The sequence below is a fragment of the Bradyrhizobium centrosematis genome (assembly GCF_045571495.1).
Classification (GTDB): Bacteria; Pseudomonadota; Alphaproteobacteria; order Rhizobiales; family Xanthobacteraceae; genus Bradyrhizobium; species Bradyrhizobium centrosematis.
In genome coordinates this window covers 6616895-6634630 of the sequence record NZ_CP120703.1, presented here as the reverse complement: position 1 = coordinate 6634630, position 17736 = coordinate 6616895, and the positions used below count along the sequence as shown (strand labels likewise).

The 17736-nt window shown below is 64.1% G+C and carries 23 protein-coding genes; 5 read left to right on the top strand and 18 right to left on the bottom strand.

The genetic code is table 11. The annotated features are described in order from the left end of the window. Positions 1–24: 24 nt before the first annotated feature. The 3 genes from P6U31_RS31310 to P6U31_RS31300 all read right to left on the bottom strand — a co-directional run bounded on the left by P6U31_RS31310 (position 25) and on the right by P6U31_RS31300 (position 1047). Complete coding sequence (locus P6U31_RS31310) at positions 25–291, bottom strand: hypothetical protein (RefSeq protein WP_407185507.1); 267 nt, start codon at positions 289–291, stop codon at positions 25–27. A gap of 256 nt (positions 292–547) precedes the next feature. After that, the gene (locus P6U31_RS31305; RefSeq protein WP_407185506.1) at positions 548–778 is read right to left on the bottom strand and encodes a hypothetical protein; all 231 of its coding nucleotides are present in this window, start codon (positions 776–778) and stop codon (positions 548–550) included. Between the two features lie 35 nt (positions 779–813). Further along, complete coding sequence (locus P6U31_RS31300; protein ID WP_407185505.1) at positions 814–1047, bottom strand: hypothetical protein; 234 nt, start codon at positions 1045–1047, stop codon at positions 814–816. Between the two features lie 140 nt (positions 1048–1187). Here P6U31_RS31300 and P6U31_RS31295 point away from each other — a divergent pair, with 140 nt between their 5' ends. Together P6U31_RS31295 and P6U31_RS31290 are read left to right on the top strand one after the other, a co-directional pair. Next, positions 1188–1613, top strand: coding sequence for a DUF5413 family protein (locus P6U31_RS31295; RefSeq protein ID WP_407185504.1), 426 nt, complete (start codon positions 1188–1190; stop codon positions 1611–1613). 59 nt (positions 1614–1672) lie between these two features. Next, entirely contained in the window at positions 1673–2230 is a 558-nt protein-coding gene (locus tag P6U31_RS31290) for a DUF4112 domain-containing protein (protein ID WP_407185503.1), read from the top strand. 124 nt (positions 2231–2354) lie between these two features. Here the strand turns inward: P6U31_RS31290 and P6U31_RS31285 are convergent, their stop codons facing one another. The 11 genes from P6U31_RS31285 to napE all read right to left on the bottom strand — a co-directional run bounded on the left by P6U31_RS31285 (position 2355) and on the right by napE (position 11424). Beyond that, complete coding sequence (locus P6U31_RS31285; protein ID WP_027560969.1) at positions 2355–2648, bottom strand: hypothetical protein; 294 nt, start codon at positions 2646–2648, stop codon at positions 2355–2357. 214 nt (positions 2649–2862) lie between these two features. Next, positions 2863–3027: a DUF3309 family protein gene (locus tag P6U31_RS31280; protein ID WP_407185502.1), complete on the bottom strand. Its 165-nt coding sequence runs from the start codon at positions 3025–3027 to the stop codon at positions 2863–2865. A 108-nt stretch (positions 3028–3135) separates the two neighbouring features. Next, complete coding sequence (msrB, locus tag P6U31_RS31275; RefSeq protein WP_407185501.1) at positions 3136–3555, bottom strand: peptide-methionine (R)-S-oxide reductase MsrB; 420 nt, start codon at positions 3553–3555, stop codon at positions 3136–3138. 30 nt (positions 3556–3585) lie between these two features. Then, the gene (gene msrA / locus P6U31_RS31270) at positions 3586–4302 is read right to left on the bottom strand and encodes a peptide-methionine (S)-S-oxide reductase MsrA (protein ID WP_407185500.1); all 717 of its coding nucleotides are present in this window, start codon (positions 4300–4302) and stop codon (positions 3586–3588) included. A 288-nt stretch (positions 4303–4590) separates the two neighbouring features. After that, positions 4591–5964, bottom strand: a complete 1374-nt coding sequence (locus P6U31_RS31265; RefSeq protein WP_407185499.1) for a lysophospholipase — start codon at positions 5962–5964, stop codon at positions 4591–4593. Between the two features lie 83 nt (positions 5965–6047). After that, on the bottom strand, positions 6048–7163 hold the full coding sequence (locus P6U31_RS31260; RefSeq protein ID WP_407185498.1) for an ATP-dependent RecD-like DNA helicase: 1116 nt from the start codon (positions 7161–7163) through the stop codon (positions 6048–6050). 87 nt (positions 7164–7250) lie between these two features. Further along, a complete protein-coding gene (locus P6U31_RS31255) occupies positions 7251–7904 on the bottom strand; it encodes a NapC/NirT family cytochrome c (RefSeq protein ID WP_407185497.1) in 654 nt (217 codons plus the stop codon). Beyond that, positions 7901–8404, bottom strand: a complete 504-nt coding sequence (locus tag P6U31_RS31250; protein ID WP_407185496.1) for a nitrate reductase cytochrome c-type subunit — start codon at positions 8402–8404, stop codon at positions 7901–7903. The genes P6U31_RS31255 and P6U31_RS31250 overlap by 4 nt, the downstream gene beginning before the upstream one ends. Further along, positions 8368–10881 carry a nitrate reductase catalytic subunit NapA gene (gene napA, locus P6U31_RS31245; RefSeq protein ID WP_407185495.1) on the bottom strand — a complete coding sequence of 838 codons (2514 nt, stop codon included), beginning with the start codon at positions 10879–10881 and terminating at the stop codon, positions 8368–8370. Before napA ends, P6U31_RS31250 begins: the two co-directional genes overlap by 37 nt. Positions 10882–10897: 16 nt before the next feature. Then, positions 10898–11212, bottom strand: a complete 315-nt coding sequence (locus P6U31_RS31240) for a chaperone NapD (protein ID WP_407185494.1) — start codon at positions 11210–11212, stop codon at positions 10898–10900. Between the two features lie 26 nt (positions 11213–11238). Continuing rightward, entirely contained in the window at positions 11239–11424 is a 186-nt protein-coding gene (gene napE, locus P6U31_RS31235) for a periplasmic nitrate reductase, NapE protein (RefSeq protein ID WP_407185493.1), read from the bottom strand. A gap of 271 nt (positions 11425–11695) precedes the next feature. On the opposite strand from napE, the gene P6U31_RS31230 reads away from it, so the two are divergent. Then, complete coding sequence (locus P6U31_RS31230) at positions 11696–12898, top strand: LLM class flavin-dependent oxidoreductase (RefSeq protein ID WP_407185492.1); 1203 nt, start codon at positions 11696–11698, stop codon at positions 12896–12898. Between the two features lie 8 nt (positions 12899–12906). On the opposite strand, the gene P6U31_RS31225 is transcribed toward P6U31_RS31230, so the two are convergent. Together P6U31_RS31225 and P6U31_RS31220 are read right to left on the bottom strand one after the other, a co-directional pair. Beyond that, positions 12907–13386 carry a DUF2269 family protein gene (locus P6U31_RS31225; protein ID WP_407185491.1) on the bottom strand — a complete coding sequence of 160 codons (480 nt, stop codon included), beginning with the start codon at positions 13384–13386 and terminating at the stop codon, positions 12907–12909. Continuing rightward, positions 13386–14660 (bottom strand): SDR family oxidoreductase, encoded by a 1275-nt coding sequence (locus P6U31_RS31220; RefSeq protein WP_407185490.1) that lies wholly within the window; start codon positions 14658–14660, stop codon positions 13386–13388. Before P6U31_RS31220 ends, P6U31_RS31225 begins: the two co-directional genes overlap by 1 nt. A 325-nt stretch (positions 14661–14985) precedes the next feature. On the opposite strand from P6U31_RS31220, the gene P6U31_RS31215 reads away from it, so the two are divergent. Then, positions 14986–15762, top strand: coding sequence for a helix-turn-helix transcriptional regulator (locus P6U31_RS31215; protein WP_407185489.1), 777 nt, complete (start codon positions 14986–14988; stop codon positions 15760–15762). 189 nt (positions 15763–15951) lie between these two features. Next, the gene (locus P6U31_RS31210) at positions 15952–16416 is read left to right on the top strand and encodes a metallophosphoesterase family protein (RefSeq protein ID WP_407185488.1); all 465 of its coding nucleotides are present in this window, start codon (positions 15952–15954) and stop codon (positions 16414–16416) included. Between the two features lie 152 nt (positions 16417–16568). Here the strand turns inward: P6U31_RS31210 and P6U31_RS31205 are convergent, their stop codons facing one another. Together P6U31_RS31205 and P6U31_RS31200 are read right to left on the bottom strand one after the other, a co-directional pair. After that, positions 16569–16763 (bottom strand): bacterioferritin-associated ferredoxin, encoded by a 195-nt coding sequence (locus tag P6U31_RS31205; RefSeq protein ID WP_407185487.1) that lies wholly within the window; start codon positions 16761–16763, stop codon positions 16569–16571. Beyond that, positions 16760–17596 carry a xanthine dehydrogenase gene (locus P6U31_RS31200; protein ID WP_407185486.1) on the bottom strand — a complete coding sequence of 279 codons (837 nt, stop codon included), beginning with the start codon at positions 17594–17596 and terminating at the stop codon, positions 16760–16762. Before P6U31_RS31200 ends, P6U31_RS31205 begins: the two co-directional genes overlap by 4 nt. Positions 17597–17736 lie beyond the last annotated feature (140 nt).

Below are 17736 nucleotides of genomic sequence, written 5' to 3'. Positions count from 1 at the left end.
GCGCCCCGGAATGACTCGGAGCAGCTACTGCGCCGTTGCTTCCCGCTTGCGCGATGCGACCGCCTCGCGGTCCATCACGGCGCGGCAGCCGGGACTGACCTGCGCCTTGTTCCGCACCATGCAGGCCCTGACCCTGGGGATGTCAGGAATTTCGCTGGAGCACAGCCGCATCGCATCGCCCGTGCACATCTGCTGCGCTTCGGACGAGAAGGCGAGGCCGGGTGAGGTCTGGAATGCGATGGCGGTGGTTGCGATGGCGAAGAGCGAAGTGATCGTCTGATAGCGTGTCATGCAGAATGGGTCCCCGATTCCCTGGGCTTGAGCCACTTGGTTTTGGGGCGCCGCACGCGACTTGATCTGCCGCATGTCACAGCCTTCACGCCGGGAACTCACTCCCGCGTGTGGTCGCTCGATTTCTTGATGTTCGAATCGAAAAGTGCTGCGCCGCCCGAGCGAAGTATGCGCCATTGTCGCGCGGCTGCAATGGTCGGCATGAATGAATTTGCAGTTGTTGCGTGGACGTCACGCAGAATGCGCGCGCACGCGATCAGATCAGCCGATCGGAGGACGCGCTCGCTTGTTCCCCGTCGCTTGCGCCGAGCGCGGCGGCGTGTTCCTCGACGGCGGTGACGCCCTTGGCCGTGAGCTCGAACAGGTCGCCGTCCTTCATGACGTAGCCGTCGGCGATCAATTGTCCCATCTTGCCGTGGCGGTCGTCGGCGAAGGCAACGGATTGGCTGATGTCCCGCAGGATTGAGAGTTCTTCGTCGTGCAACATGGCGTCACTCTCCCTTGCGGAAATCGGTCCGATCCTCACATGCCGTGGCTTTGGAAGACCTTGCTGCACGCGCGCGACAGCTTGGCCCGGTTGGCCTGCAGACAGCCCTGCACTGCGCCGTCATTGCCGAGGTCCTTGCGACAGAAGCGCGATGCGTCCCGCGAGCAGGCCTGCTGTTCCTGCGGCGAACCCATGTGGCCCTGCGCAAGCGCGGGAGCATTCGACAGGGCGGTCAGGGCGATTGTCGCCAGAAGAAGTTTGCGGGCCATCGGTGGCTCCAATTTGCCAAAGGTAAATTCAGGTCCTGCATGAACTCATCGCCTTGCCACTTGTTCCCCTGGCGCCGCGCCCGCTATTCAATGTTCCCGCGGCGCTGCTATAATCCACCGCAGACGTGTGAGGGTGTTTGATGAAACGCTATCTGGTGTTTGCGCTGGTTGGCCCGTTCGTCGGCGGGTTCCTGCTGCTGCTGACGACGACTTATCAGTCCGGCTATTGGACCCAAACCAATCTCGCCGAGGTCGGCAAGCTGTTCGCAGTGTTCTTCAAGACCCTGCAATACAGCTATCTGTTCGGCCTGCTGCCCTCCCTGATGATCGGGGCGATCGATGACATCCTGATCCACGTCAGGCGCGTCGGCCCGGGCCTGCGGATGCTGCTGGTCGGCCTGTTCGCCTTCGTGCTGGCCTCGCTCACCTACAGCTCGCGCGGACCGGATTCGGGAGCGGTGCAGTTCGTTCTGTACGGCCTCGTCGGATTCGTGCCGGCGGTGATTTCGTCCTGGCTCGTGCATAAATACGTCGAGGAGCCGCAGCCGGTCGCGGCGTCGACCTGAGCGCGACGTTCGGGCGCGGCGCAGCAACTTCAGCCGAGCCGGCGCGTTTCCCTGAGGTCATGACCATGTCCGATGACGAGATCCTCGCTCCGCGCCGGCCCCGTTCGGGGAGCGGCCCGCACGCGACCTCTTCGGACGCCGAGGCGCGCGGGCCGATCATCGACCAGGAGGGGCGAGAAATCCGACCCGAAACGCTGGAGCAGGGCTTTCGCGAGTTCCGGTTCGAGTTCGGCAAGGACAATCCATTCGCCGGCAGCCCGTTCGGCAATCTGACGCGCGAGCAGCGGATCGCGCGGCTCGAGGCGATCGCAAAGCTGCTCGACGTCGCCTTCATCCTGCCCGGCACCAATATTCGCTACGGCATCGACGGGCTGATCGGCCTGATCCCGGTCATCGGCGACATCATCACCACGGCGATCTCGCTGTGGCTGGTGCGCGAGGCCCGTGCGCTGGGCGCGCCCTGGTATATCACCGCGCGCATGCTCGGGAATGTCGCGCTCGACGGCGTGGTCGGAATGGTGCCGTTCGCCGGCGACGCTTTCGACGTGATGTTCCGCGCCAACATGCGCAACGTGCGCCTGTTGCGCCGCTGGCTCGACAGGCAGCCGCGGCTTTAGTTCTTCTTCCCCTCTCCCCGCAGGCCGGAAGAGGGAGAGTAATGAGCGTCGCCAAAACGCAGAAAGCGCGACGGCCTTTCGGCCGTCGCGCCTTCTACGCACATCGTAAGGCTCAGCGAAAAACTTACGCCGCGTCCGCGTCGGTCTCGGCTGCCGGTGCCGGCTTGGGGCGGCGGGGCAGCGGGAAGGCTTCGCTCTCATAGAGCGAGCGGATGCCGTTCTGGTCGAACCGCGCTTCCTCGACCTGGAGATAGGCGCCGTTCAGCGAATCCGTCGGCAACTGCTCCATCGCGAACTGCACGGCTTCGGCCGCGGTGCCGAACCGGCGATAGGTGAAGCCGGCACGCTTCTTCTTGCGGATCGCAGCGGGGAAGAGTTCGGCGGAAGTGTTGAAGTTGAACGGACGCAGTGGACGCATGGTCAAAGACCTCGTGATCTTCTCTGGGGCTTTAAGCGCGTGGGGTTGGGGAGGGCAGGGGCCGCGATCAAGCGGGCCCGCCGCGCATGTCATTTTCGTCCTCTAATATAGGCCGATTTGACGGAAATGCGACCCCTGCGATGGGAGATGATGAATCCGCGCATGGCAGCCCCGCGGCTGGAATAAGTCTAGCTATTTCAATTAGTTATATGGCTCAAACCTTGCCGAGAAGCAGCAGGACCACCAACACCACCAGCACGACCCCGCCGATGCCCATGCCGGAATGGCCGAGGCCATAGCCGTAGCCGCCGAACCGGCCGGACAGGCCGCCGACAAGATAGATGATCACCAGGATGATCAAGACGGTCCCAAGGGTCATGGCATCCTCCCCGGCGGCCGCCAAGTTGCGCTGATCGGCCGCACCGCCAAAGAAGAAAAGCACATCGAGCGGCCGGGTTCCACGAAGGAACCCGACCGTTTAAGTCTCTTATTTGGGCTCCAGCTTCAATGCGGCCGAGTTGATGCAATAGCGCAGGCCGGTCGGCCCGGGTCCGTCGGGGAAGACGTGGCCGAGATGGCCACTGCACTTGGCGCAGAGCACCTCGGTGCGGATCATGCCGTGGCTGGTGTCGTTCTCCTCGTCGATATGGCTCTCGACCGCAGGCTGGGTGAAGCTCGGCCAGCCGCAGCCGGAATCGAACTTGGCGTCGGACTCGAACAGCACATTGCCGCAACCGGCGCAGACATAGGTTCCGGCGCGGTGGTCATGCTCGTACTCGCCCGAGAAGGGACGTTCGGTCGCCTTCTCGCGCAGCACCGCGTACTGCATCGGCGTCAATTCGCGCCGCCATTGCTCTTCGCTCTTGATGACCTTGTCGTCCGTGGCCTTCGTTTTGGTGTCGGGCATGGGTCTCCCGTTCGTAAGATGATCTTGCGATCAGTTGGTGGCCTTGCTGGCGCTCACCAGCGTCGGCTTTTCAATGTAGTTATCCGCGAACAGCTTTTTCAGGTTCTCGACCTTGGGGAGGTCGTTATAGGCGATGTAAGGCTGGTTCGGGTGCAGTGTCAGATAGTCCTGATGGTAGGCTTCCGCCGGGTAGAACGCCTCCAGCGCGCCGACCTTGGTCACGATCGGCTTGCCGAACACCTTGGCGCTGTTGAGCTGGGCAATGTAGGCCTCCGCCACCTTCTTCTGCTCGTCGGAGGTGGTGAAGATCGCCGAGCGATATTGCGGTCCGGTGTCGGGGCCCTGGCGGTTGAGCTGGGTCGGGTCGTGCACCACCGAGAAGTAAATCTGGAGGATCTTGCCGTAGGAGATCTTCTTCGGGTCGTACTTGATCTCGACAGACTCGGCATGGCCGGTTCGGCCGCTCGAGACCGTCTGGTAGTCGGCGGTCGCCTTGGTGCCGCCGGCATAGCCGGAGACCGCGTTGATGACGCCTGCGGTGTGCTGGAAGACGCCTTGCACGCCCCAGAAGCAGCCGCCGGCAACCACGGCGGTCTGGGTCCCGCTCGCCGGGGCAACATCCAGGGCGGGGGCAGGAATTACCACGGCGTCCTCCGCAGCTTGGGACGGCGCGGCAAAGGCCAGCGCAAAGGTGAGCGAGATGGCGGTGGTTGCGGCCAGCAGGGAGGCGAGGGCAGGTCGGCGCATGGCGGATCCTCTTTCTGAAGGTCTGACAGTCTAGGGCGGTCGGGGCCGGACGAACAGTTGCCCGGCCGCCTTTTCGCATCATCCGAGGTACGGACGCAGCCGCCGATTGTTACGACGGGGCGGACACGAGTCCGTGAAAGGAGCTGCCAGGAAGCGGTTCGATATCATCCGCGACGACGTCTGGGCCGCGACCAGGCACGGGCAGCAGCCTACCTACGGCTCGCCGCCGGGACGGGAAGACTTCTTTCTATTTCGTCGCGGGGCAATGAAGACCGGCGCCGCGCGCGGTCAGATCAGCGAATTGAACCAATCGAACGCGGTGGAATGTCCGTTCAACGCGGAACTGTCGCCATAGAGACTCGCCAGGAACGTGACGCGATGGCTTGCACCACCAACCGCCACGCCGTCCGCAAAATGTCCACCGGCGGCGATCGCCGGCTTGACCAGTCGCGGGTGCAGCGCTTCGTCAGCCAATCCGTAATAGAACCGGATCGGGGAATCGTAGTCCCAGAAAGTCGCGCCGTTGCGACCGAGCTGGCGCAGCAGCCTGCTGTTGGTGTCATGGGTGAAGCGGTCGAAAAACCCGTCCACCAGGAAGTCCGCGGCCGGCGGAACACTCTTCGCGCTCTCGCCGTCCAGGCTGTAGTCGGCCCAGTATTTTTCCGCGAACGCCTGGTATTGGGGCTTGATGGCCGTCTTGAACAGATCGCTTAGGCCGTAATACTGGCGATAGCTTCCGAGCAGCACGATCAGGCATGGCGTGATCCAGGCCGGAGGCATCGGGTACGTCACCGTCGACGGGATAAAGGATGTCGGGTCGACCCAGTAATGGAAGCTCTCGGCGAGATTGTTGAACGGGCTCTGGGCCGCGGTTGCCGTCACCTTCATGCCGCGGCGCTGCATCTCCTGCTTGAGCCATTGCGTGTTCAGCGCGCCCTGCGACCAGCCGTTCAGAAACAATGCGGATCGGCGGAGGCCGAGCGTTTTCAGCTCGAGGAGGCCGGCCTCGAGCACGTCGAGGCAGCACCGCGCGGTGGCGCCCTTCACCGCGTAGGCTTCGCCGCGGCCGTTGCGGTATGGGCCCTTGCCGATGTAGTCGGCGGCGATGACGGCATAGCCGTTGCCGGCGAAGCGCTGGACGTTGAACAGCGTCTCCAGCGAGTCGACGTTGTCGCGAAGCTGGTAGGCTTCGTCGCCAAGCCGCAACAGGTTCGACGGAACCTGGTCGAACGACAGGATCGTGCCGTGCTGCCAGGACAGCACCGGCAGCGCGCCGCGCACGCCGACGGGGACAGCGACGAGCCCGCTGACCTTCACGCGCTCACTCGTCTCAGGCACGTGCGTCGTGGTGGTGATACGCCGCAGCTCGACATCGTAGCGGGCGGCATGCTTGTCGGAAAAATCCTTGGGCAGGACGTCGTGTTCGTTGAACACCGCGTAGAATTGCGCCGCCAGTGCGTCGAGCCGCTGCTTCGAGACCCGCACCGGCTTGTCCGGCCGCGCATGCGCCGCGGGCAACGGGGCCGATCGCGCAAGTCTCGGCGCCGCGATCGACGCGGCAAGCGCGCCGGCCGCAATGCCTGCCGATTTCAGAAACCCGCGACGGCTCGCGTCGGAGGGATCACCACGCGCATCGCGGTAATCGGGTCTTGGTTCAGCCATGCGTGCCCTCCTGCCGACGGCGCGGTGATACATCGCAAAGCCTAGCGTTTGGTGAATGTATCTGTGCCGTCCGAGTTACGGCATCACACCACGACGCTCAGCCGTTTCGCCGCGCGCGTTATGCCCGTGTACAGCCATCTGGCGCGGCTGTCCTGGAACGCAAAGCTCTCGTCGAACAGCACGACGTCGTCCCATTGCGAGCCCTGCGACTTGTGCACGGTGAGCACGTAGCCGTAGTCGAACTCGTCATAGGGCTTGCGCTGCTCCCAGGCGATCTGCTCAATGCCGCCCTCGAAGCAATCGGCGCGCACCGATACCTTCGTCACCTTGTGGCCGAAATCCTCGTCGGGCGACAGCCGCATGCTGAGGATGCGTGACTTCGAGCGCGAGGTGTTGCGCGACTTCACGCGCCACAGGCCGCCGTTGAACAGGCCCTTCTTGCGATTGTTGCGCAGGCACACCAGCTTGTCGCCGGCCACGGGAAAAACGTCCTCGATGTTCTGGCGCTGGCGCACCCGCATGTTGTAGGCGCGGCGGGTGTTGTTGCGGCCGACGAGGACCTGGTCGGCGCCCATGACCCGATCGGGGTCGAGCTCCTTGCGCGAGACCACCTCGCTCTCGCCGTAGCGGCCGATGTCGAGCTCGCGGCCTTCGCGAACGTCCATCGACATCCGCACGATCGGATCGTCCTGCGCCTGGCGGTGCACCTCGGTCAGCATCGCGTCCGGCTCCGAATTGGTGAAGAAGCCGCCGCCCTGGATCGGCGGCAGCTGCGCGGGATCTCCCAACACGAGCAGCGGGCAGTCGAACGACATCAGGTCGCGTCCCAGTTCGGCGTCGACCATCGAGCATTCGTCGATCACGATCAGCTTGGCCTTGGACGCGGGCGCGTCGTCCCACAATTCGAAGCTCGGCTGCTCCTCGCCGGACTCGCGGGCGCGGTAGATCAGCGAGTGGATGGTGGAGGCGTCGTCGCAACCCTTGTTGCGCATGACGAGAGCGGCCTTGCCGGTGAAGGCGGCGAACTTCACCTCGCCGTCGACGCCTTCGGCGATGTGCCGGGCTAGAGTCGTCTTGCCGGTCCCGGCGAAGCCGAACAGGCGGAACACCGGCGGCGTGCCGTTGCGGCCGGGCTTGGCCTTGAGCCAGTCGCCGACGGCCTTGAGCGCGGCATCTTGATGCGGGGTGAAAGTGGCCATGTGTGACTTGAGGAGGGGCGAAACAACGCGATTCGCCTCCCTCAAAACTAACCATTCACGCCGGCCGTTCAAGTCGGCCTGACGGTCCTACTGCCAGCCGGGAACGCCGCGCATGTCGGGCAGCTGGTGGGCGATGCCCTTGTGGCAGTCGATGCAGGTCTTTTCCTTGGTGAACAGGAAGCGCTGGTGCGCCACCGAGGCACGCGGCGATTGCTTGGTGATGTCCATGGAATCGGCGCTGTGGCAGTTGCGGCATTCCAGGGAGTCGTTGGCCTTGAAGCGCGCCCATTCGTGGATGGCGAGCTCGAGCCGATGGTCCTGGAATTTTTCGCGCGTGTCGATGGTGCCGAAGATCTTGCCCCAGACCTCCTTCGAAGCCTGCATCTTGCGCGCGATCTTGTCGGTCCAGTTGTGCGGCACGTGGCAATCCGGGCAGGTCGCGCGAACGCCGGAGCGATTGCTGAAGTGGATGGTCGATTTCAGCTCGGCGTAGACGTTGTCCTTCATCTCGTGGCAGCCGGTGCAGAACTTCTCGGTGTTGGTAAGTTCCAGCGCGGTGTTGAAGCCACCCCAGAAGATCACGCCGGCAACGAAGCCGGCCAGCACCAGGGTGCCGAGCGCGAACACCGAGCTCGGCCGCGTCAGCACCCGCCAGAGCTCCAGCGCAAAGCCCCAGCTTCGCGCGATGAAGCCGCGCTTGACCTTCATCTCGGCATCGGGCTCGTCAGCAGTCGTCGTCATCGCCGACCACCGGGGCTGGAGCGAGACAGCAGCGTGTCGATGTCGGTGAAATCGTTGCTGACCGGCGGATTGGCCGTATTCTGCGGCACGTGGCATTCCGTGCAGAAGAAGCGGCGCGGCGAGACCGAGCCCAGGAACTGGCCGTCGCGATCCATGAAGTGCGTGATCGAAACCATCGGCGCCTGCGATTCCGCCGTGCGCGCACGCGCATGGCACGACAGGCATTTGTTGCCGTTGAGATCGATCTGGTAGCCGTCGATGGTGTGCGGAATCACCGGCGGCTGCTCGGGATAGTTTCGGACTTCCTTCTCCGAGGTGTTGCGGTTCGGCAGCATCGGCGGGGCCGGACCCTCGTCATTGAGCGGGGCCGGGCCGCGCAGGCCCGACGTTACGGTCTGCGCCGTCAATGAGCTCGCGCCCGCTGCGATCGCGAAGGCGATGAGGACGATTGCGGATCGTTTCATCATGACAGGTTCACCCGCTCGATGCGCACGGCGCATTTCTTGAAGTCGGTTTGCAGCGAGATCGGATCGGTGGCGTCGAGCGTCACCTTGTTGATCAGCTTGGATTCGTCGAACCACGGCACGAAGACGAGGCCACGCGGCGGCCGGTCGCGGCCGCGCGTCTCGATGCGGGCACGGATGAAGCCGCGGCGGGAGACCACCTTCACCTCGTCGCCCCGGCGCAGCTTCATGTCCTGGGCGTCATCGGGGTGCATGAAGCAGACCGCTTCGGGGAAGGCCTTGTAAAGCTCGGGCACGCGGCGCGTCATGGTGCCGGAATGCCAGTGCTCCAGCACGCGGCCGGTCGAGAGCCAATAGGGGTATTCGTTGTCCGGCGATTCCGCCGGCGGCTCGTAAGGCAACGCGAAGATCCGGGCCTTGCCATCGGAATGGCCGTAGAACTGCACGTCGGTGCCTGCCTTGACGTAAGGGTCGCTGCCTTCGCGGAAGCGCCACTTCGTCTCCTGGCCGTTGACGACCGGCCAGCGCAGGCCCCGCTCGCGGTGATAGCTGTCGAACGGCGCAAGGTCGTGGCCGTGGCCACGACCGAATTGGGCATATTCCTCGAACAGGCCCTTGTGGACGTAGAAGCCGAACGCCTTGGATTCGTCGTTGGCGTAGCCCGGCTCGATATCGGTCACGGGGAATTTGTCGACCTGGCCGTTCCTGTAGAGCACGTCGAACAAGGTCTTTCCGCGATATTCGGGCTTCTTGGCGATCAGTTCCTCGGGCCACACTTCCTCGACCTTGAAACGCTTGGAGAACTCCATGAGCTGCCAGAGATCCGACTTCGACTCGCCTGGCGCCGAAACCAGCTGATGCCAGAACTGGGTGCGTCGCTCGGCATTGCCATAGGCGCCTTCCTTCTCGACCCACATTGCGGTCGGCAGGATCAGATCTGCGGCAAGCGCCGTTACCGACGGGTAGGCATCCGAGACCACGATGAAATTGTCGGGGTTGCGGAAACCCGGATAGGTCTCCTCGTTGGCGTTAGGGCCGGCCTGCAAATTGTTGTTGACCTGCACCCAGTAGGCGTTGATCAGGCCATCCTTCAGCATCCGGCTCTGCAGCACGGCGTGTGCGCCGTTCTTGTCGGGAATGGTGCCTTCGGGCAGCTGCCAGATGTGCTCGGCGTGGTCGCGATGCGCCTTGTTGGTCACGACCATGTCGGCAGGCAGACGATGCGAGAAGGTGCCGACCTCGCGCGCGGTGCCGCAGGCCGAGGGCTGGCCGGTCAGCGAGAACGGGCTGTTGCCGGGTGAGCAGATCTTTCCGGTCAACAGATGGATGTTGTAGACGAGGTTATTGCACCAGACGCCGCGGGTGTGCTGGTTGAAGCCCATGGTCCAGAACGAGACCACCTTCGTCTTCGGATCGGCATAGAGCTCGGCCAGGGCTTCGAGCCGGTTCAGCGGCACGCCCGACATCTGTGCCGCCTGCTCCAGCGTGTACTCCGAGACGAACTTGACGAAGTCGTCGTAGCTCATGTCGGTGGAGTCGTTGGCTTTTGCTGCCCCCGTCGCCTTCTTTTGCAGCGGGTGGTCGGGGCGCAGCCCGTAGCCGATGTCGGTCTGGCCGCGTTTGAACACCGTATGCTTGGCGACGAAGTCCTTGTTGACCCGGCCGGTCTTGATGATGTGATTGGCGATGGCGTTGAGGATGTAGAGGTCGGTCTGCGGCTTGAACACCATGCCGATGTCGGCAAGGTCGAACGAGCGGTGCTCGAAGGTCGAGAGCACGGCGACGCGCACATGCGGCGCCGAGAGCCGGCGGTCGGCGAGGCGTGTCCACAGAATGGGGTGCATTTCCGCCATGTTGGAGCCCCACAGCACGAACGCATCGGTGGCTTCGATGTCGTCATAGCAGCCGGGCGGCTCGTCGATGCCGAAGGTGCGCATCATGCCGGCCACGGCCGACGCCATGCAGTGGCGCGCATTCGGATCGATGTTGTTGGTGCGGAAGCCGGCCTTGAACAGCTTCGAGGCCGCATAGCCTTCCCAGATCGTCCACTGGCCGGAGCCGAACATGGCGACGCCGCTGGGCCCGCGCTTCTTGATCGCCTCCTTCCACTTCAGCTCCATGATGTCGAAGGCTTCGGTCCAGGACACCGGCGTGAACTCGCCGTTCTTGTCGTACTTGCCGCCCGTCTTGCGCAGCATGGGCTGCGTCAGGCGGTCATGGCCGTACATGATCTTGGAGAGGAAGTAGCCCTTGACGCAGTTGAGGCCGCGATTGACCTCGGCCTTGATGTCGCCATGGGTGGCGACGACGCGATTGTCCTTGGTGGCGACCATCACCGAGCAGCCGGTGCCGCAAAAGCGGCAGGCGGCCTTGTCCCATTTCATTTCGCTGTTATTGCGCTCGGTGACAAGGTTGGCGGCGAGGGCCGGAGCCGGAATGCCGGCAGCGGCCGCGGCGATCGCGGCAGCTTCCAACTTCAACATCTGGCGGCGGTCGAGCTTGGGCGATGTCATGACGGCTCTTCCTGACTCAGGTGGTTTCGATGGCGTGGAAGACGAGCGCTGCGGAATAGACGTTGGGCAGCGACTGGATGGTATTGAGCAGTGAGCCGAGGCTGCCCGCGTCCGGCGCTTCGGTGACGACGACCAGCTTGCCGCGCGGATCGCGGCCGTGGATCTCGCAGCCCGGCAGGGCGGCGATCTCGGCTTCGAGCTCGCCGAGACGCTCGGGTCGCGCCTGCACCAGGATGCTGGCGATCTCGGCGCCGGGCGGCGCGATGACGCGGTCGGCGCTGAGCACGCGGCCGGTGATCAAGGCGCGGCGGTTGAGTGTGGCGTGAGCCATGATGCCTGTCCTTGGTTGCAGGGGAATCAATGCGGGGAGGGCGGCGGGCCGGGAGGGCCGGCAAACATCTGGTAGATCCAGACGCCGAGCCCGTAAGAGCCGACGGTCCCGATCGCGAGGACGGGCATCACGACTGCGGTCAGGAACAGGAAGGCGAAGATCTCCATGCGCTTACGGCGCATGCGGGGAGGCATGTCGTCAGCGGCCGACATATTCGGTCTCTCTGAATGGTATGGGAATCATGACGGCTTCCGGGCCGTCGCCTCGTTGCACTTTTAAGTGCAATCCAGGAACAAACGCGTTGATTTGAATCAACGGGTCAATTTGCGGGGATGTCGCGCCGGAGCTTACCGGATCCGTCGCGCTGCTTCGTAAACGCGACGGATGGATGCATCTCCCGCGTGGCGGAATTGTGCTCCCGTAGACAGCGCCGCCTTACGCATTAAGATGCGCGTAACAACAATAATGCGGGAGAGCGGCGCCATGAAGTTCGGCATCTTCTACGAGCTGCAACTGCCGCGGCCCTGGGAAGCCGGCGACGAGTTGAGGCTCTATCAAAACGCGCTGACGCAGATGGAGCTCGCCGACAGGCTCGGCTACGATCATGCCTGGGTGGTCGAGCATCACTTCCTCGAGGAATATTCGCACTCGCCGTCGCCCGAATCGTTTCTCGCGGCGGCCAGCCAGCGCACGCAGAAGATCCGGCTCGGCCACGGCATTCTTCAGCTCACCACCAACCATCCGGCCCGTGTCGCCGAACGCGTCGCGGTGCTCGACCTGCTCTCGAACGGCCGCTGCGAGTTCGGCATGGGCGAGAGCGCGTCCATCACCGAGCTCACCCCGTTCGGCCGCGACATGGAGACCAAGAAGGAAGTGTTCGAGGAAGCGGTCGCCGCGATCTTCCCGATGTTTCGCGATGGTGGCAGCGAGCATCACGGTAAATACTTCGACATCCCCCTGCGCAACGTCGTGCCCAAGCCCGTGCAGAAGCCGCATCCGCCGCTGTGGATGGCGTGCTCGCAGCTGCCGACCATCGAGCGTGCCGGCCGGCACGGCTTTGGCGCGCTCGGCTTCCAGTTCGTCAGCGCGGACGCGGCGCATGCCTGGGTGCACGCCTATTACAATGCCATGACCAAACGGCTCACCAAGCTGGCGGATTACGAGATCAATCCGAACATGGCGCTGGTGTCGTTCTTCATGTGCGCCAAGACGGACGAGGAAGCGCGGGCGCGCGCCGACGGTGCCACCTTCTTCCAGTTCGCGCTGCGCTTCTACGGCGCCTCGCAGAACCGCCAGCGCCCCGCGCCCGGCACCGTCAACATGTGGGACGAGTACAACAAGTGGAAGCGCGACAATCCCGAGGCGCAGGAAGCGGCGCTGCGCGGCGGCCTGATCGGCTCGCCCGAGACGATCCGCAAGAAGCTGAAGCGCTTCCAGAGCTCGCATATCGACCAGGTCATCCTGCTCAACCAGGCGGGCAAGAACAGCCACGAGCACATCTGCGAATCGCTCGAGCTGTTCGGCCGCGAGGTGATGCCGGAGTTCCAGAACGATCCGGCCCAGGAAGCCTGGAAGCGGGGCGTGATGAGCGGTGAGATCCAGCTGGAAGAGATCGACACGCAGGCTTTCACCGACCGCTACGGCAAGCTCGCGATCAATGTGGCCCCGGTGAAGGCGGCAGGATAGGAGCCACTCTAATCCCAGTACGGAATGGCCGGGCGGGCGATCATCAGCCAGAAGATGACCAGCACGGCGGCGAACGCCGGGAATCCGAACGCAAACCACCAGCGGAAGAGTTGGTGATACCTGCTAGGCAGCTCGGTATTGCTCGCGACAGCTGCAATGGCAAGGTCGCGCATTTGCATCTGCATCCACACCACCGGAAGCCAGAATGCGCCGGTCACCAGATAAAGGACGATGGAGGCCGCAACCCAGCCGTCGCCAAGCGAATACCCGCTCGACCAGGCGAGCCATGTGCCGGTGATCGGCTGCAGGACCACGGCACTCGCCGTGAACATGAAGTCGGCCAGCACCACCGTCCGGGCCACCGCCGCGATCTCGCGGCAATCGCCGCGCAGATGCGCCACCAGCATGAAGAAGGCGATGCCGGCTCCGGTGCCGAGCAGGACCGCGGCACCGATGATGTGCAGCATCTTTACGAGGAAATAGAGCATCAGCGATCCTCCCGGATCGCCATGGCCACCAGGTTGAGCATGATCACCGGCCAGATCTTCAGCATCGGGCCGAGCGGATCGGCCCACAGCCGCGGCACCAGAACGGTCCCGATCACGGCATAGGTGAGCGAGATCATCAATGCTGCCCACAGCCCGTAGCGGCTCAGCGGCCGCCAGAGAACGGCGAGGCCGATCACGATGTCCGCCAGCGCGCCTGCGGTGACGGTGAGCGCCGCGACGTTCCCTTGCAGTCCGCCCTCCCGCAGCAGCGACATGCCGATGTTCCAACCGGCGCTCAGCGAGACAATGCCCGTGGCGATCCAGAACACGCCGAAAACGCCGAAGATCATCGGCTTGAGCGCATACAGCCGAGCAAACCAGCGCTCCTGCACCGAGGCGGGCTCACGTGCGAGCGCCGCCTCGAGATCGCGCGGATTTACGCCGGTGGCCTGACGCCACGGCCCGGGATCGCCGGTCGCGCCGCGCCGCATTTCCGCCTGCGCGGTCGAGTTGATGGGGGCTGCCCAACCCAGCATCTGCGCGACGTCGCCGGCGCGATAAGCCGCTGAAGCCGCCCAAGATGGCAGGTGCAGGCGGTAAGCCGGCCGCCAGCGCAGCCAGGAACGAAACAGCGCGACCACGTCGCTGAAGTCAATCCGCTCTGGACCGGCCAATTCAAGGGCGACGCGGGATGGAGCCTCCGATCGCAGGAAGAACACCGCCGTCTCGACCACGTCGTCGAGATGGACGGGTTGAATAGCTGCCGTGTCGGGCATGACGGGAAGGATCGGGAGGGACGCCAGACCTCGCAACAGCGCGCTGCCACCGTACGCTGGACGACCCACAACGACAGAAGGCCGCAGCACGACCCAATCGAGATCCCGCGCCATCAAGACGGATTCGCCCTCGCGCTTGCTGCGGGAAAAATCGCTGCGCGCATCGACATTGCTGCCGATCGCCGAGAACAGGATGACCCGGCGGACGCCTGCACTTTCGCAGGCCGCATAGAGCGCCGCACTGCCCGCGACATGGACGCCTTGCATGTCTTGTCCCTGCAGCGCACCAGCCGTATTGACCACGGCATCGACACCGGCGAGAAGGCTTGTCCACTTGTACGGATCTGTGGTCCGGGCGAGATCGAGACTGATGTGGCGTGGATCGCGCGCCGTCGCCGGATTGCGCGAGACCAATATGCATTCGTGCCCGTCTGCGGTCAGTCTGGCGTAGATGGCCGATCCAATAAGCCCTGTGCCGCCGACGAGCAGGATACGCATCTCCCGATCCTTCGATAGCGGCCCGGATACTGCAACCGCTGATGAAACTCTCGAGATCCAGAGCGATAAATCGGGACTGGTGCGATCGTTCCTGCCACGGGAGCGGAAGATTCGCTGTCGGCAACGCCTTTCGCGGGGAGCATGTGACGTTGCAACGCGGACGGGTGCTGTGCATTTGGTGCCAAGGGCCGTTACGGCCTGGGGCCTGTGACCTCAAGTGGGGCTCGGATTGTGAAGAAGGGTTGAATTCGCAAGTCGCTCCGACTTCCGTCGCAATTCCCTTGCTGTTATCCTCCAGCAAAACAAGCGCCTTTCGGAGGAAGCGATGCGACCGGGTGGGATGCCCTCAAGTCTGGCGGCTGGCGACGTGACGTCCGCGGTGCTCGCCATCGGTCGTCCCGACTTCCCGAACATCCTCATCGACACGTTGCGGGGCCAGGCCGGTGTCGGCCATTGCATGGTGTTCGCGCTCTACCGCTCTGGTAGCGCGACCTGCCTGCTCGATGCCGGCAACATTCCGATCGGCGGCGATCTCGGTGCGGCCTATGCCGGCCAGTTCCACGAATCCGACCCCAACCGCGATGTGCTGTTCGAAGGCGAGCGAGGCGGGCCGATCATGTTGCCCGCGTTCGCGCCGCGCATGTACGGCGCGCGCTACCGAAAGATATTCTTCCACGATTCCGGCATCGTCGACAAATGCGCCACCGCGATCTGGGCTGGCGACACCTGCTTCTACGTCAACTTCTATCGCATTGCGGCCCAGGGCCGCTTCACCACGGCGCAGCGCGAGCGGCTTCAGGCGATCGCACCGGCGATCGGCGCGAGCGTGGCGCGCCATTTTCAGGGCAAAGCAACGCCCGAGCAGTCTCTCGCCGAATTGTTCGCGACCCGGGCGCCGCTCGCTTCTCTCACGCCGCGCGAGCAGGAGGTTTGCCGGCGCATCCTCGCGGGCTTCAGCTCCGAGGCGATCTCGCAAGGACTCGGCATCAGCCTGCATTCGACATTGACTTATCGCAAGCGCGCCTATCAGCGGCTCGGCATCTCCTCGCAAGGAGAGCTGTTCGCGATCGTGCTGCAGCTGCTGACGCGCAGCCTGAACTGAGGCATCCTTGAGATCGGTGATGCCCGGTTCCGAGAGCAGGCGACCGCGTAGATCCCGTTCGGGCCCTGCGGGATGCGTCGAACCGCATCCGCATCGCGTCACGAGCGATCTGAGGCGGTCAACGCCCACGGATGTCTTTCATATCTGAGCCTGTCGCGGCATTGGCAGTCCGTCAGGAGGAGCGCCGCGGTGAAGATCGGAGTGATTTCGGATACGCATGGCCTGCTTCGGCCGGAGGTGGCGCACTTGTTCGCCGGCGCGTCGCATATCATTCATGCCGGCGATATCGGCGCCGAACATGTGCTCCAGGGGCTACGCCGGATTGCGCCTGTCACGGCTATCCGCGGCAATGTCGATAGCGGCGGCTGGACGCAGAGCTATCGGGATACGGAAACCGTCCGCCTCGGGCGGCACGTCTTCTATGTCCTGCACGATCTGAACGAACTGCAGAGCAAGCCAGCCTCCGATGGCACCGACGTCGTGATTTGCGGCCATTCGCATCGCGCGAGCATCAGGACGGTCGACGGGGTCCTTTATCTGAATCCCGGAAGCGCCGGGCCACGGCGCTTCAAGCTTCCAATCACAGTGGCGACGCTCGATCTCGATGACGGGACCGCACCTCGGCCGGTCCTGCACACGCTGGGCGGGACCTAGCAGAGGGTGATTTTCGCAGATGGCGGTGGACCGACCTGCAATTGGGTGCACGCCGTCCGTTGACCAGGAGGCAACGCGCCTTGGAGACACTTCGCCAGCTTCTGTCCGCGGAGGACATTGTCCAGTTTGTGATCTCAACCCGGTGAGCGCCGCTAGGCTCCAATCCCGTGAATATCGCGGGCCGGCTGCTCCTCGAGGATTCGCCTCACCGCTTGTGAGCATCGTCCGCACCTGACCGTGCAGCCCAGGCAGTCGTAGACCTGCGCGGCCGAGCAAAGCTCGTCGTCGATCGACACGGCGCCTCTGATGTCGTGATCGCTGATGACGTTGCAGGAACAGACGATCATGCCGGATTCCAGTGTATCGAGCGCCGAGCAGCGTGGAGCCTGATGGCGGCGGCTATCGCCTCGGCAATGGCGCGTCCGCGCTGATCCGTTCCCGTCCATTGGGCATCGCGGCTGCGGGGATCGACCTCCAGCAGCTTCACGCCGGCAGGGACCTCGCTGCCGTCGCGGGCGATACCGCGCAAAACACCGTCACGCGGCGCAAGCACCGGAACGCCGGACAGATGGCCGAGCACCAGATCCCTGTAGACGCGGGTGCCGATCTCGATCGGCGTGTGCCAGCGTCCCGCGGACTGTGAGTAGACGAAACGTTCTGCACCGACTTCGCCCAGCGAACTCGCCACGCCGTCGGCGACATCCGTCCAGCGCGTGTCGGTCACGAGCCCGATCTTGCCGGGCCGGGTCTCCACCGCAACGTCGCAATTGAAGGTCGAGGAGAAGCCGGGGCCGAGCCCGATCGTCAGCCGGGCGAGCCGTCGGAGGTCGGGTGTGATGCGGCGCTTCTGCAGACGGGCGTCGATCAGTAGGTCGATGTGCCGGACCGGAAGCAGGTCGAGCAGGCCGAGCCAGGTTACCAGGATCTGCGGCGGCCGGCCCAGTGCCTGATAGACCTGCAGGCCGTCATCCACCCGTTCCGCCACGAACTCCTCGAGCTCCGCGGTGTCGGTGTAGAGCGCGTCATGGAAGGCCATCTTGCGCCGGATCACAGGTGGATCGGGATCGTGTGACAGCACCACACAATATCCCGCACGGACGAGCTGGATGGCGGCCGCGGAGGCGATCTCGTTGGTGCCGAGGATAACGGCAAAGAGACGTTGGTCGTTCGGCTGGGACATTTGAAACCACGGTTGCAGAGAAATGTGCAAGGCGCGAGCCGGCCCGGACCAGGAAGAGCAAGAGCCGGGCCATTTGGAACGATTGAAAAAGAGCGCTCAACTGCCGATCAACATTCACGAACCCGTCGCGTACCGATCTG